The organism is Steroidobacter flavus (assembly GCF_042651805.1).
GTDB lineage: Bacteria > Pseudomonadota > Gammaproteobacteria > Steroidobacterales > Steroidobacteraceae > Steroidobacter > Steroidobacter flavus.
The window spans coordinates 2,211,798-2,225,157 of the sequence record NZ_JBHSDU010000015.1; the positions used below are offsets into that span (position 1 = coordinate 2,211,798).

The 13,360-nt window shown below is 61.7% G+C and carries 10 protein-coding genes; 3 read left to right on the plus strand and 7 right to left on the minus strand.

What is annotated here, in order from left to right; genetic code table 11:
- Positions 1–24: 24 nt before the first annotated feature.
- The 4 genes from ACFPN2_RS36610 to ACFPN2_RS36625 all read right to left on the minus strand — a co-directional run bounded on the left by ACFPN2_RS36610 (position 25) and on the right by ACFPN2_RS36625 (position 5,995).
- Positions 25–1,590, minus strand: coding sequence for an alkaline phosphatase D family protein (locus tag ACFPN2_RS36610; protein WP_380605999.1), 1,566 nt, complete (start codon positions 1,588–1,590; stop codon positions 25–27).
- The gene (locus ACFPN2_RS36615; RefSeq protein WP_380606000.1) at positions 1,587–4,481 is read right to left on the minus strand and encodes a TonB-dependent receptor; all 2,895 of its coding nucleotides are present in this window, start codon (positions 4,479–4,481) and stop codon (positions 1,587–1,589) included. The genes ACFPN2_RS36610 and ACFPN2_RS36615 overlap by 4 nt, the downstream gene beginning before the upstream one ends.
- Positions 4,482–4,547: 66 nt before the next feature.
- Positions 4,548–5,501: a FecR family protein gene (locus tag ACFPN2_RS36620; RefSeq protein ID WP_380606001.1), complete on the minus strand. Its 954-nt coding sequence runs from the start codon at positions 5,499–5,501 to the stop codon at positions 4,548–4,550.
- A complete protein-coding gene (locus tag ACFPN2_RS36625) occupies positions 5,501–5,995 on the minus strand; it encodes an RNA polymerase sigma factor (RefSeq protein WP_380606002.1) in 495 nt (164 codons plus the stop codon). Before ACFPN2_RS36625 ends, ACFPN2_RS36620 begins: the two co-directional genes overlap by 1 nt.
- A gap of 165 nt (positions 5,996–6,160) precedes the next feature.
- Between ACFPN2_RS36625 and ACFPN2_RS36630 the strand changes: the two genes are divergently transcribed.
- Positions 6,161–7,261 carry a sensor histidine kinase gene (locus ACFPN2_RS36630; protein ID WP_380606004.1) on the plus strand — a complete coding sequence of 367 codons (1,101 nt, stop codon included), beginning with the start codon at positions 6,161–6,163 and terminating at the stop codon, positions 7,259–7,261.
- 71 nt (positions 7,262–7,332) lie between these two features.
- On the plus strand, positions 7,333–8,460 hold the full coding sequence (locus ACFPN2_RS36635) for an ROK family protein (RefSeq protein ID WP_380606006.1): 1,128 nt from the start codon (positions 7,333–7,335) through the stop codon (positions 8,458–8,460).
- Positions 8,461–8,612: 152 nt separating this feature from the next.
- On the opposite strand, the gene ACFPN2_RS36640 is transcribed toward ACFPN2_RS36635, so the two are convergent.
- Both ACFPN2_RS36640 and ACFPN2_RS36645 read right to left on the minus strand, forming a co-directional pair.
- Positions 8,613–9,929, minus strand: coding sequence for a flavin monoamine oxidase family protein (locus ACFPN2_RS36640; protein WP_380606008.1), 1,317 nt, complete (start codon positions 9,927–9,929; stop codon positions 8,613–8,615).
- Complete coding sequence (locus ACFPN2_RS36645) at positions 9,922–11,451, minus strand: FAD-dependent oxidoreductase (protein ID WP_380606010.1); 1,530 nt, start codon at positions 11,449–11,451, stop codon at positions 9,922–9,924. Before ACFPN2_RS36645 ends, ACFPN2_RS36640 begins: the two co-directional genes overlap by 8 nt.
- A gap of 231 nt (positions 11,452–11,682) precedes the next feature.
- On the opposite strand from ACFPN2_RS36645, the gene ACFPN2_RS36650 reads away from it, so the two are divergent.
- Positions 11,683–12,483, plus strand: a complete 801-nt coding sequence (locus tag ACFPN2_RS36650; protein ID WP_380606012.1) for a TenA family transcriptional regulator — start codon at positions 11,683–11,685, stop codon at positions 12,481–12,483.
- A 9-nt stretch (positions 12,484–12,492) separates the two neighbouring features.
- On the opposite strand, the gene ACFPN2_RS36655 is transcribed toward ACFPN2_RS36650, so the two are convergent.
- Complete coding sequence (locus ACFPN2_RS36655; RefSeq protein WP_380606014.1) at positions 12,493–12,969, minus strand: Hsp20 family protein; 477 nt, start codon at positions 12,967–12,969, stop codon at positions 12,493–12,495.
- Between the last annotated feature and the right edge of the window lie 391 nt (positions 12,970–13,360).

A 13,360-nucleotide genomic window follows, 5' to 3' on the forward strand; every position in this document is an offset into this window, starting at 1 on the left:
ACTCGGCAGCGCACGACCTGAGCTCTACGACACTCGATTCAACGCGACGCGGCCGCGCTCGACCACGAAACTGTTCGTGACAGTTGCGCGACCGCCGCGCTCCGACACCTTGTCCATGGTCGTGACATCCGTGCGCCACGAGTCGCGCCCGATGTCGAAGACCTGATAGCCGCGACGCGCGTCATAGAGCTGACAGTGAGGATTGTCGGCCGGCGTCTCCTTCCATCCCTTGCCCAGCTCAACGCCGTCACCGCCCGAGCTGATCGACGTACAAACAAACTCAGTCGCTGCCGCCGGTCCATCCAGCGCACCTTCGCGCACCGGTACGACACCGGCATGATGTTGATGAACATCGCCGGTCGCGATCACGACATTCTTCAGGTCGCGCTTCACGATCTCCGCGACCAATCGCTCGCGCGCAGCGGCGTATCCGCTCCACGAATCGACGTTCGTGCGGCCGGCATCGCGACTCTTCGGATAGGTGAATGGCATGACCATCACCTGCTGCGCCAACAGATTCCAGCGCGCCGACGAGCTCAGTCCGGCGGACACCCAGGTTTCCTGCTGTGAGCCCAACATCGTCACCGGCCCGGACTCATCGAGCCTGCATCCCTTCGGCGGCCGATTCGTTTGGAGCAAGCCGCCATGGCGATACTGCCGCGTGTCGAGCACCTGCACGCGCAATAGATCGCCATAGTCGAAACGGCGATACATTTTCAGTCCGCCGTTCATCGGATACAGCGCCTGCCGAACCGGCATGTGCTCGTACCAGGCCTGCATGGCCGCCGCACGTCGCAGGAGAAACGCTTCGGCAGGCGATCCGTCCTGATCGCACTCGCCATACCAGTTGTTGTCGACTTCATGGTCGTCGTACGAAACCAGGAACGGCACAGCCGCATGCGCGAACTGCAAATCGGGATCGAGCTTGTATTGCGCATAACGCCGACGATAGTCGTCGAGCGAATAGATCTCGTCGCCCGCATGCGAGCGCACGCAGTTCTTCACCTTCGTGCAGTCCCGGCCGCGCCCTTCGTAAATGTAATCGCCGTAATGAAAGATCGCGTCGAGATCGGACACTTCGCCCAGACGTCGATAGGCCGTGTAGAACCCTTCTTCGTAATGCTGACAGCCCGCCACCCCGATGCGGACGCGATCGATTGTCACTCCTTGGGGCGCGGTCGTGCGAGCCGCACCCACCGGGCTCACTTGGCCGTTGGCGCGGAAGCGATACCAATAGCGCCAGCCCGGCTTCAATCCTCTCGCCTCGACATGCACTGAATGCCCAAGCTCAGGCCGAGCCGCGGCGACGCCCGATTGAACGACACGCGTAAAACGTTCGTCCTCCGCTACTTCCCAATCCACGGAAACAACAGACATCGGCATGCCGCCGTGAGGATCGAGCGGGACCGGCGCAAGACGGGTCCACAGGACGAAGCCATCGGGCCACGGATCTCCCGACGCAACGCCGAGCGAAAACAAATAATCGCTCGACGGTGCGCTGGCCCAGGCTTGCCGGCCAACGCCCGATAACAGCGCCAGGCTGCCCGCGAGCTTCAGAACGTCGCGACGCGCGATCATGCGATGGGTCATGGCTTGTAAATGATGTTGAAGTAGAACGTCAGTCCCTTCTTCATCTCGGCCCGGCGCTGGCCCAGATCCTCGCCGTAGCCCAGATTCAGATTGTCATCGAGCAGGTTCACGGCCTGGAATTTCAGGATCCAGTCGTCCCACACCCGATAACGGACGGTCATATCCAGCTGGCCGCGCTCCTGCGGCCCACGATGCAGCCACGGGCTCGCACCGATGCCGTCATAATATTCGTCGCCGTAGTTGTAAGCGACGCGAACCTCACCGCCGCGCGGCAGCTGATAGAACAGCGCGCCGTTCGCCAGCCAATCGCGCTGGAACAGCAGCCGGTCCACGTGCAATGGCGTACCGTCGACGATGTAATCCATCTCGCCCCACATGCGCGACACATTGAGCGACGCGCCGAGCTTGCCGGCGAGAAATCCCGGCAGTCCGGGCAGCTGGTTCTCGATGTACTGGAACTCGAGGCCCTTCAGCTTGGACTCGTTGGCATTCATCGGCGTGCTCACGGTGTACGTGATGCCGTCGAGGATCTGCTCCTCTTTCAGCTCATAAATGTCGTCCTTGATCTGTTTCATGAAGCCGCCGAGGCTGACCATGCCGCTGCCGTTGCCCATGTAGTACTCGAGCGCCAAATCGATGTTGTCGGCAAGGCGCGGATCCAGATTGGGATTGCCGCGGCTGATGGTAAACGACGAATCGTTACGGGTTTCCGCTTGCGCGATATCTTCGGGCGCTGGCCGACCGAGCGTGCGGCTGTAACCCGCTTTCAGGCGCAGCTGATCGCTGAAGTCATGCAATACGTTCAGCGACGGCAGCAGATACGCATAGTCACCCTTGTAGTGGCCGAAGGTATTCTGGAACACGCCGCCGACGCTCAAAGGCACATCGGCACTGTAGTCGGCGGTGTCGGCGCGCAATCCGGCGATCACGCGAGTTTTCTCCGTGGCATAGGTGCCGGACACGTAGCCATAAGAAACGGTCTCGTCGTACGAATAGTCCGAACTCAGCGACGCAGAGGCCGAGGTTGCGACGTTGACGGTCTGATTCGCGCGGACGTTGGCGTTATAGGCATCGTAGTCGACCCACAGCACCGGATAGTTCCACAACCACGGCACGTAGTGCGGATCGTAGGCCGCCAGGGACATCGAGGATCGATCGACGTTGAAGGTGGTGTTGGTGAGATCCCGCTCCATGGAGAAATCACGCATGCCCAGGCCGGCTTTCAGTCCCCAGCCGCGGCTGTCCGCATCGAAATTCATCGAATAGTCGAGCCGCGCCTCGCCGGACTCGCCCTTGGCGCTGGTGAGAATGTCGGTAGCCGCGAACAGCGAATAGTTGCCCGGCACCATCAACGCCTGAGGATCGGAGAGCGTGAATCTCACCGTGTCGCCGGACGTGTCGTAGCTCACGAATGAATTGGTGGGCCGGTACTGATAGCTCACCATGTTTTCGGGATTGTCGAACGTGTTGTCGTTGTAGCCGGCCCGGAACTCCAGGCGCGATTCGTTCTGGAACTCGTAGCGCGACTTTAAAATGACACCGCGGCTCTCAGTCTCGAAACGGTCGTACCAGAAGACGGCACGTGCATCCGGAATGCGCAGCGTGCCGGTGTGTTGCGTCTGGTCGGTCATTCCGGTGAACGCACGCAGCGTCGGGCCGTTGGTTGTCTGATCTTCCTTCTGCCGATAGTCGTAGAGCATCAGCGAGCTGTACCAGGAGGAGGACGGCGAGAATTCCAGCAGCGCCGAGCCGCCGTAGTTCTCGACGTAGCTCGTGAAGTCATAACTGACGAACGCCTGAGGCGCAGCGTCATAGCCGTTGTAGTCGGCACTGATGGGCGTCGTCGTGGCGCCGGTGGCGGTGTAGTACGAGCGACCGTTCGGATTGCGCTTGGTCTCATCGTAAGTGCGCTGCTGATACACGCTGCTGATCACGACGCCGAACTGATCGTCCGAACCGAACCGCTGCGACCACAGCTGCTTGATGCCACCGCCCCACGGCGTGTCGCGATAGCCGCCCGGGCTGTTGCCACCCGGCACTTTGTCGTAGGTCGAATAGCTGGCGAAGGTGTCGACGAAAAACTTATCGCCGTCCTCGAACGCACTGTAGGGCACGATGTTGATGATGCCGCCGATGGCGCCGGACTCTTGATCGGCCGTGAACGTCTTGAACACTTCCGTCGTGCGCGCGGCCTGGCTCGGAATCAACGCCAAATCGACCCGACGCTGACCGGAGCCTTGGTTGGCCACGGAGATCATGCCGATGCCGTCCACCGACACGTAGTTCAGATCAGGCGTGATACCACGCACGGCGACGTATTGACTCTCTTGCTCGCCGTACAACACCTGCATCGTGCTCACACCGGACACACGACTGAGCGCGTCGGCGAGCGACTTGTCGGCGAGATCGCCGGTGTCGTCTTGAGTCAGCGTATCGACAATGGTGAGCGAGCGGCGTCGATTGGATACCGCTTCCTGATTCTGCAGCGCTGTGCCGGTGACAATCACTTCCTCCACCTCGCCCGCCGAGGAAGTTGACACCGATGACTCGGTCGCGAGCGCCACGCGCATCGCCTCTTTACGACGCACGATCAACGCGCGCGAAGACGTCGTCACAACTTCCAACGGCGTTCCGGCAATGAGCATCTGCACGGCTTTCAGTGCGCTCATCTCTCCCTTCAACGCGGGCGCCTGCTGACCGGCGACGTCGGCGGGACTGAACAGAATGTCCACACCACTCTGCTGAGCGACAGCATTCAACGCCGCATCGAGTGCTTGCGTGGTCATTGAGATGCTGACCGCTTCCGTCTGTGCATGCGACGGAACGGCAAGACCAATGGCGATGGCTGCGACGAGCGCGGACATGCCGGAGCGACAATGAGACAACTGCATGATGGTCCGAGGTTGGCTGGCCAAGCTGGCCGGTCCCGGACTCGACGCCGTGGCGCGCGGAAATCCTCAGAGGATTTTTGTGAATGTTTTATGACTCAGGCGCAGCCCGTCGTCGCTCGCTTCGATCTCGACCGGCAGCATGGTCTTGAGGGCTTCGGCAAACGCAGCGTTGTCGCCAACTCGGAACGTGCCGCTGATGCGCAGATCGGCCGTCCTTGCGTCGCCGAGCGTGAGACGCTGACGGTCATAACGGTTCATGATCAGAACGGCCGCGGCCAGGCTGTCGTTGTCGAAGATGGCACGCCCGTCCTGCCACGCCGTCAGCTGCTCCACCGTGGTCGAGGCAAGCGGTGCCACGTCGGTCGAGGTCTCATCAAACAGATGCCCCGGCGCCAACGTCTTTACCGGACTCTGATCCAACCTCACCTCGCCACCACCGGACAGCATCAGAATGCGGGCAGCACTGCCCTCGCCGGTCTCGACCTCGAAGATCCCGCGATCGACGCGCAGATTACAGCCGCCGGCGCGAACGGTGAGCGAACCGGTCGTGCGCGAGCCAAGATCGAAGTGCGCGCGTCCGCGCTCGAGCGTCGCTTCACATCCTGTGTCTCGATTACGGACGCGCAGCTTCGAGTCCGCATCCAGCAGGACCTTCGAACGGTCGGCCAACACCAGCGAGCGACGCTCACCCACCCCGGTTCGATACACTTCGGCGCTCGCGCTCAACGCGACGAATCCACCTGCCGCTGCCGTCAACGCCGCGCCGCCGCCTATCAGCAAACCTCTGCGAGTGACTTGTATCGGCCTGGCGGAATGAACGGGCACTCGCCCGCCGACAAGTTCCCAGGCCGCCGTCAGCTCTTCGAAAGTGGCCGCATGTCTCGGATCGGCTCGTAACCATTCTCTGAAGCGAGCGCGCTCCTGCTCGTCGCAATCGTCCGCATGCAAGCGCGCCAGCCATCGAGCGGCCGTACGTTCGACGCGGGCCTGCGCGACACGTTCGATGATCTTTCTAATCATCACAGTGCCTTGCTCGCGCGGAGCAGCCCGAGCGCCGCTTTCGCCACGTGCTTCTCGACGGCGCTCTCGCTGATGCCGAGACGTTCGGCGATCTCGCGATAACGCAGACCGTCCAGTCGGTGCATCAGCAGAATCTGTCGGGTGCGCGGATGCAAACGTGCGAGCGTGGCTTGCACGGCACTGAGACGTTGCCGGACATCGAGCATTTCCTCGGGCGTCGGGCCGGCATCGGCAATCGCGTTCAAATCTTCGTCGGCGCTGACATTGCGACGGCGCTGCCGTCTATGATCGTCGCGCGCCAGGTTGACGGCGATACGTACCATGAACGCTTCGAAGTTGCGGATGGAGGAGCTGTCCTGCTCGGACAGACGCAGGTAAGCATCATTCAAATAATCGCTGGCGTCCTGCGGCCGCCCGGACAACGTCGCGATCTGCCGTAGCAGTCGACTCCACACGGCCCGGTCTTTCGCCACGCCCGGCTTCTCGGAAAACATCGCTTCGCCCGAACCCCAGTGGCCGCGCAGACTAAGTCAGTCATTTGACGGTTTCGTGACGGTTAAACGGCAAGAAGCGGAACAAATGCGCGCAGCTCGGAATTCAAGGCGCAAGAGCACCGCTCTATTTCAACGACACCTCCTTCCGGCTCCGGGACGGTGCGCATGACGATGACGGATGCCCTGCACCTCTTCCTTGGCCATAGCGCTTGCGGACAGGCGGTCCGTCGCTTCGACTGGGCCAACAATCCGCTCGGACCCATCAATGGCTGGTCGCATTCCCTGCGTACCATGGTTGGGGCAGTCCTCGATTCCGCGTTTCCCCAGTGCCTGTTGTGGGGTCCACAGCACATCTCGATTCACAACGACGCGTTTCTGCCCATCCTGGGGAAGAAGCCCCTGGCCATCGGCCGACCGTTCCATGATGTCTGGGCGGAAGCGTGGCACAGGATCGGGCCGCTCGTGACGCGAGCCTATGCGGGCGAGCCTATATTCATCGAGGACTATCCTTTGACCGTCGAACGCCACGGTCGTCCCGAGCAGGCCTTTTTCACCTTCTGCTACAGCCCGATCCGCGACGACGATGGACGCATCGCCGGCATGCTGGACACGGTGATCGAGACGACGCCGAAAGTGCTGGCGCAACAACAGGAAAAACTGGTCAATGCGGAACTGGCTCATCGCATCCAGAACACGCTCGCCATCGTCAACTCCATCTGCGATCAAACCTTTCGCGCCGCCAGTTCGCTCGACGAGGCGCGAGTGACGTTCGGTCGTCGCCTCAAAGCACTGGGCCAGGCGCACATGGTGCTCACGCAGTCGAGTTGGATCAGCGCGCCGATGGCCGCGATCATCGAAGGCGCGTTGATTCCACACAGCATGGCGCCGGGTGAAATCTGTGCCCAGGGACCGCCGGTCAAGCTGTCCGCCCGACAGGCGCTGTCGCTGAGCATGGCCATTCACGAGCTCGCCACCAACTCGACCAAATATGGCGCGCTGTCCGCACCCGGCGGCGAAGTCACCATACGATGGGCCCTCGAGCCCCTGGACGGCGACAAGTGCCTGCGGTTGCACTGGACCGAATCCGGCGGCCCCCCTGTCTCGCCGCCCGAGCGACGGGGTTTCGGGTCGCGACTCATCGAACAAGTACTCGCCGAGGACTTCGGCGGCAAAGTGAACCTTTGCTATGCGCCCGAGGGCCTGCGCTTCGAATTGGCCACCAAGCTCAGCAATCTGCCGGATCAAGGCACACGCATCGGCCTATAACTCAGGTCTCTACGGAACGTATAGCCGCGCCGCGTGTTTGCCTTACACGTGGTGATTTCGAGCATTACTGAATGGCCAAGAAGACTGCGAAGAAGACCGACGACGCACCCTCGCCGCTGCTCGCTCATGGCGGCAAGGTGCTGAGCCTGGTGACCGTGGATGCATACAACGCGGAAACGCGCAGCCCCGGCGGTTTCCTGGGCGATCGCGCCAGCCGCCGCGCCTTCCAGGCCATCCTCGACGATTGGCGCGATCGAGTCAGTCGCGCCGGCGACGACCCGCTGGGCGACGAGCCGAGCGAGCAGATCAGCAAGAAACAACTGGACAAGATGCTCACCGAAGGCGACGCCGAGGCCGCCGGTGTGATTCACGGCGCGATCGAAGAATTCGCGCAGGAGTTCGCGCAAGTCATCCGGCGGTTTTTGAAGCTCAAAGATTGGAAAGATACCGAAGCCATCTTGGTTGGCGGTGGTTTGCGGACCAGTCGTATCGGTGAGTTGGCTATTGGGCGCACGTCGGTGCTGCTCAAGGCGGACGGCATCGACCTGGATATCAAGCCGATCCGCAATCACTCCGACCACGCGGGGCTGATCGGCTGCATTCAACTGGTGCCGTCGTGGATTCTGTCGGGACACGACAGCATCCTCGCCGTCGACATCGGCGGCACCAACATCCGCGCCGGCATCGTCGACCTTCGCCGCAAGAAGAGCGCGGATCTTTCACAAGCCGAGGTCAAGCACTTCGAGCTGTGGCGTCATCGCGAGGATGAGCCCGAGCGTGAGGACGCTGTGCAACGGCTGATCGATATGTTGCTCGGGCTGATCAAACAGGCGGAGAAAGAGTCGGTGAATCTCGCGCCGTTCATTGGCATCGGCTGCCCCGGCGTGATCCGCCCGGACGGCGCGATCGAGCGCGGCGGGCAGAATCTACCGGGCGACTGGGAACACAAGAGTTTCAATCTGCCGGAGAAGCTGGTCGCTGCCATTCCCAAAATCGGCGATCACGAGACGGTGATCGTGATGCATAACGACGCCGTCGTGCAGGGGCTGAGTGAGGTGCCGACCATGCGGGACTATGAGCATTGGGGCGTGCTCACGATCGGGACGGGATTGGGGAATGCGAGGTTTACGAATCGATTGAGTGAGGATGAGCAGAAGGAAGAGGATGAGGAAGAGGATGAATCGGACGACGGCGAATAACGCAGCCGCAGGTTATTTTTTTGATGCTCGCGCCGGTACGGAAACAGAGCCACTGTTTTGATACGCCGCGGCCCGAGCGAAGCGCGGACCAGCGGCGGGCTCCGGCCGGCTCGAGCCGGCGAGCGAAAAATAAAAAAGATGCTGCTGCGTTATTAGCCCTGCAGTAACTCCTTCGCCGCCCTCTGTCCGGTATTGAGCGCTCCACCCACGCTGGATGACTCTTCTTCATCCAACGCCTCGCCCGCAAAAAATAACGTCTGCGCCACCGACTTCGCCAACTGCCTCCGGGCCGGCCCGCCGCCGACGCCCGAATAACTGTACGCGCCACAGGAGTAAGGATCGCTCTGCCAGTCGTGCCAATACACCGCCTCGAGCATCCTCCGGTAATCTCGCCGCTTACCGAATATCTCAGCAACACTCGCCAACGCCGGCCTCAACACTTCATCCGTGCCTCGCATTCCAAGCCGCGCCGCATTCGGCCCGCCCGTCCAAGCGGTAAGCACTGGTGCTCGTACAGGCAACGTCGTCCAGAACGTCGGAAACGGCGCGCCCTGCGCATGGAAGAATGCAACGTCACGATGCATCCCATCGTCGAGCTCCGCCCAGAAGGGTCGGGAGAAACACAGCACCAACTTCACCACCGGCCCCATCAACAGCCGCGACAACGGCACCTGCTTCTTCGGCAACGCCGGCGTGAACAACACACTCCCCGGTGCCAGCGCCGGCAACTGCATCACTGACAGCGGCAACGTAATAATCGCCTGCGCCGCCCGCACAGATCCCGGCTCGCCATGCCGAGTAAACCCGACGATGACTTCGCCCTTCCGCCAACGCACTTCATTCACGGCACATTCCAATTGCACGCAGCTCTTCGCCGGATCGAGACTCCCCGCCAGCGAATCCATCAGCGCGCCATAGCCTCGTTGCGGCCGAAACGTCGGCGCGTCCGCCGCGCTTCCGCCGCCCCATTCCTTCAATATCTCGATCGCACTGGCCCGCTTCGGATCGGCTGCATCGAAGCCCTCGACCAGCATGGTCGCGAACGCCCGCACCGTCGGCGACAACCGCTTTTGATTCTTCTCCAGAAACTCGGCAAACGGCAGATCCGCGCGCGGCTTGGGAATGCTTTGCAGCCGCTCCTTCATGGTCTCGAACAAATCTTCGCTGCGTTTCATGTGCCCGGGCTGCGGCACCCGGTACCGCGTCTGCGCGGCGTCGATGGCCAGGTCACCCGCTAAACGCAACTGCTCGAAGATCGCCGGCGACTCGCCATGAATGAACTCGGCCCCCAATTCCAGCGGCATCGCTGCGCCCCGCGGGCGCACGGAGAGGATGCGGCCACCAATGCGATCGCGCGCCTCGAGAATACAAACGGATTTGCCATTCCTGCCCAGATGCGCCGCTGCCGCCAGCCCGGCCGCACCGGCCCCCACGACGATGACGTCGTACTCGTCGTTGGTTTTAGTCATGGAGCCGCTTCAAGGGTTGTTCCGCCGGCCCACCCAGCACTTCGCCCGTCGGGCGGAAGCGCGAGCCATGACAAGGACAATCCCAAGTGCGGTCGGCACTGTTCCACTTCACCAGACATTTCAGATGCGTGCATTGAGGCGCCAACAACGTGAGTTTGCCGGACGGGTCGCGATAAGCCGCGACCTTCTTGCCTTGATGGCTGACGATCCTGCCCTCACCCTCGCCCGCCTGGTCGAGGGCGTCGAGCTCGGGCCGGCGCAGCCGATCGCGCACGAAATAATAGGGGAAATCGGCGTTCTCTTGCACGTAGCGCCAGGTGCCGCCATGGAATGGCGAGCGATTCACGGCGAGCAGGCTGCGCCACGGGTTGTCGCGGCCCAGGAACCGATCGCGGGCCATCAGCGCACTCAGCGTGCCGAGCGTGAAGCCGTTGCCGCAGAAGCCGGTCGCAATGAACTCGCGCTCCTCGTTCTCGCCGATGAACGGCATGCCATCATCTGTTTCTACTACTTGACCGAGCCAGCGCCGCTCGATCTGCGCCTGCGGCAACACTTCGCGCATCCGCCGCGTCAGTCGCTCGAACACCCGCTCGGCATCGTCTTCCTGGCCGGTCTTGACGTCCTGCCCCCCGAAGATGGCGTACTGATGATCGTCGTCCTGTTCGATGCGCAGGTACTCGTATGGATCGTTGGTGTCCCAATACAACCCTTCCGGCACGGCGCCGTCAGGCAAGCGAGCGCCGAGCACATAGCTGGTGTAGAGCGCCAGCTTTGTTTGAAACAAAGTGGCCGTCAGCACGCCCTTCTTGCCCATCAAAGGATTGTGAGTGGCGATGACCAGATACTTGCAGCGGACCTTCCGGCCATTGGCGTGCACCGTCATCGGATCGCCGTCGTCCACCGACTCGAAGGCGCTGTTCTCGAACACCAGCCCGCCTTGCTGCTGGATGACGGTCAGCAGACCGTTGAGATACTTGCGAGGATGAAATTTCGCCTGCTGCGCGAATTGCACCGCCGGCATGCCGCTGTACGGCGCAATTTCGGTGAACGTCGCGTCGAAGCCGAATGACCGCGCCAGCTCGGCGTCCTTGCGTAACGATTGAACCTCCTTCGAATCCAGCGCCTGCCCGACCCGAGCATGCAGATACCCCGGCACGCGGACGAAATCGGCATCGTTGCCGGTCTCCTCCACGATGCGCTCGATGGTGTCGATGGCGACCTGGCCGCCTTCCCAAAACTTACGCGCCGCGTCCGCGCCAAATTTACTTACCAGATGATGTAGGCGTTCGTCAGTGACGTAGGTGAGATGCGCCGTCGTGCGAGACGTATCCGCACTGGCCACTTTTTCCCGATCGATCAGCGCGACCCGGATGCCCTCCTGCCCGAGCAGATAAGCGGTGGTGATGCCGGTGAGCCCGGCACCGACGACCAGCACGTCGACGTCGATGTCCCGCTGCAGAGCCGGAAACTCCGGCAGCGGGACATCCCTCCAGAGGGACCGATGCGTGGGTGTAGTCGACATGCTTCAGGAACGTGCATGTTTTCGGCAAGTTCCGACCGTGCAATATTGCCCCACGTACAACATCCAAACTCTGTCACCGCTGCAGTGTGCATTGCTTCGGTCGATGCAACTGCAAGGCAAATCAAGGTGCAACACGCACTCGCGACGTGCGGGTGCGATGTCGTCGCACGCACGGGTGGTCGAGCGACACTCATGCTCCGGTCATGGGATGGACCTCAGGAGCGTGTCGACATGGAAAGTCTGTTTGTTAGAACGGGCCCGCTGCTGGCGCTGACCAGCTATCCGCAGTGGCTTCAGGAAATCGTTTCGGAATGCGATGACGCACGACATGCAGTTGTCGCACACGAGATCTTTCGGCAGATGCACGCGGGTGTGTTGTCGCCGGCGGCGATGCGATGTTTTCTTGCCAGCTTCTGGCCGGTCATCGAACAGTTCCCGCAGTACATGGCGATGAACCTGCTCAAGGTGCAGTACGGGCTCGGCGCGGGTCATGTCATGGCGAGGAAATATCTGATCCGCAATATTCGTGTGGAGCAGAACCACGTCGAGTACTGGATCGATTGGTCCCAAGGCCACGACCTCAGTCGCGACGCCCTGCTCTCCGGCTGGCGCTCCAATTCAGCGGATGCGTTGAGTCACTGGTGCTGGCACACCTGCGAGCGCGACCCGCTGGCTGTCGCGATGGCGGCCACGAACTTTGCGATCGAAGGGACGACGGGGGAATGGGCAGCGTTCGTGTGCAGCTCGTCCACGTATGAGAACGGTTTTCCTGCCGACGTGCGCAAACCCGCCATGAAATGGCTGCGCGTCCACGCACACTACGACGACACGCATCCGTGGGAAGCGCTGGAAATCATCGCGATGCTGCTGGGTCATCAGCCCCAGGCACGCGAAATTTCCAATGTGAGATCGGCAATCGTGAAGAGCTATCAATACATGAGCTCGGCGTTCGACGATTGTTTAGCCGAAGAAAAGCGCAGAGCGCCGAGGCGGCAGCACCGCCCCGACGTTCCGGCTTTACTTGCTAGCTGAGATGCGAGTTCAGGCGGCTTTGACGTCCGACTCGATCTTCGGCGCATCGGCCTTCGGCAAGCTGAGATCGGCCTTGATGTCGATCCGGCGGGGCTTCATCGCCTCCGGAATCTCACGCTTCAGCTCAATCGTCAGCAACCCATTGGCAAGATTGGCACCGGCGACCCGAACGTGATCCGCCAGCTCGAAGCGGCGCTGGAACGAGCGTCCGGCGATACCACGGTGCAGATACTGCGTGTCCTCAGCCGCGGCCTTTTCGCCGCTGACCAGCAACAGATTGCGGTCCTGAGTGATATTCAACTCGCTCTCACCGAAGCCGGCGACGGCGAGCGTGACACGGTACTGATCTTCACCGGTCTTGACGATGTCGTACGGGGGCCAATTATCGATCGTGGACACGCGCTGGGCGTTATCGAGCAGATCGAAAATACGATCGAAGCCGACGGTGGAACGGAACAGAGGGGAAAAATCGAATGCAGTTCTCATAGCCATATCCTCAATGAGCGAAATGGAAACATTTTCACGGCCCCGAAGATTTCAGCGACCGCTGGGATGTATCTAGGGGCGGTTGGATAGGCTTCAAGGGCTATTTTTAGCGGGATTTGTTGGGTATCGCTGCCGTGGTTTCGGAGGCGTCGGCGGTCCGCGTCGGCTTGGTGGTTACCTCCGACGTTGCTGCCGGAGGCGTCGGTGGGCCGCGTCGGCTCGGTGGTTACCTCTGACGTTGCTGCCGGAGGCGTCGGTGGTCCGCGTCGTCGTGCGGGTCTATCTCCTCCTGGCACCGTGCCCCCCTTGCCGCGCTATCGCGCGGCTCGTTGGGTCCCATTGCGCTGCGCAGTCCCTGCTCCGCGCAAGCCCGGGGTGTACATCCATGTAC

Bases quoted from the DNA above. Each gene is read 5' to 3' on its own strand.
- ACFPN2_RS36615 (WP_380606000.1), bottom strand. From the start codon at position 4,481: ATGCAGTTGTCTCATTGTCGCTCCGGCATGTCCGCGCTCGTCGCAGCC.
- ACFPN2_RS36650 (WP_380606012.1), top strand. From the start codon at position 11,683: ATGGAAAGTCTGTTTGTTAGAACGGGCCCGCTGCTGGCGCTGACCAGC.
- ACFPN2_RS36640 (WP_380606008.1), bottom strand. From the start codon at position 9,929: ATGACTAAAACCAACGACGAGTACGACGTCATCGTCGTGGGGGCCGGT.
- ACFPN2_RS36655 (WP_380606014.1), bottom strand. From the start codon at position 12,969: ATGAGAACTGCATTCGATTTTTCCCCTCTGTTCCGTTCCACCGTCGGC.
- ACFPN2_RS36635 (WP_380606006.1), top strand. From the start codon at position 7,333: ATGGCCAAGAAGACTGCGAAGAAGACCGACGACGCACCCTCGCCGCTG.
- ACFPN2_RS36625 (WP_380606002.1), bottom strand. From the start codon at position 5,995: ATGTTTTCCGAGAAGCCGGGCGTGGCGAAAGACCGGGCCGTGTGGAGT.
- ACFPN2_RS36630 (WP_380606004.1), top strand. From the start codon at position 6,161: ATGACGATGACGGATGCCCTGCACCTCTTCCTTGGCCATAGCGCTTGC.
- ACFPN2_RS36610 (WP_380605999.1), bottom strand. From the start codon at position 1,590: ATGACCCATCGCATGATCGCGCGTCGCGACGTTCTGAAGCTCGCGGGC.
- ACFPN2_RS36620 (WP_380606001.1), bottom strand. From the start codon at position 5,501: ATGATTAGAAAGATCATCGAACGTGTCGCGCAGGCCCGCGTCGAACGT.
- ACFPN2_RS36645 (WP_380606010.1), bottom strand. From the start codon at position 11,451: ATGTCGACTACACCCACGCATCGGTCCCTCTGGAGGGATGTCCCGCTG.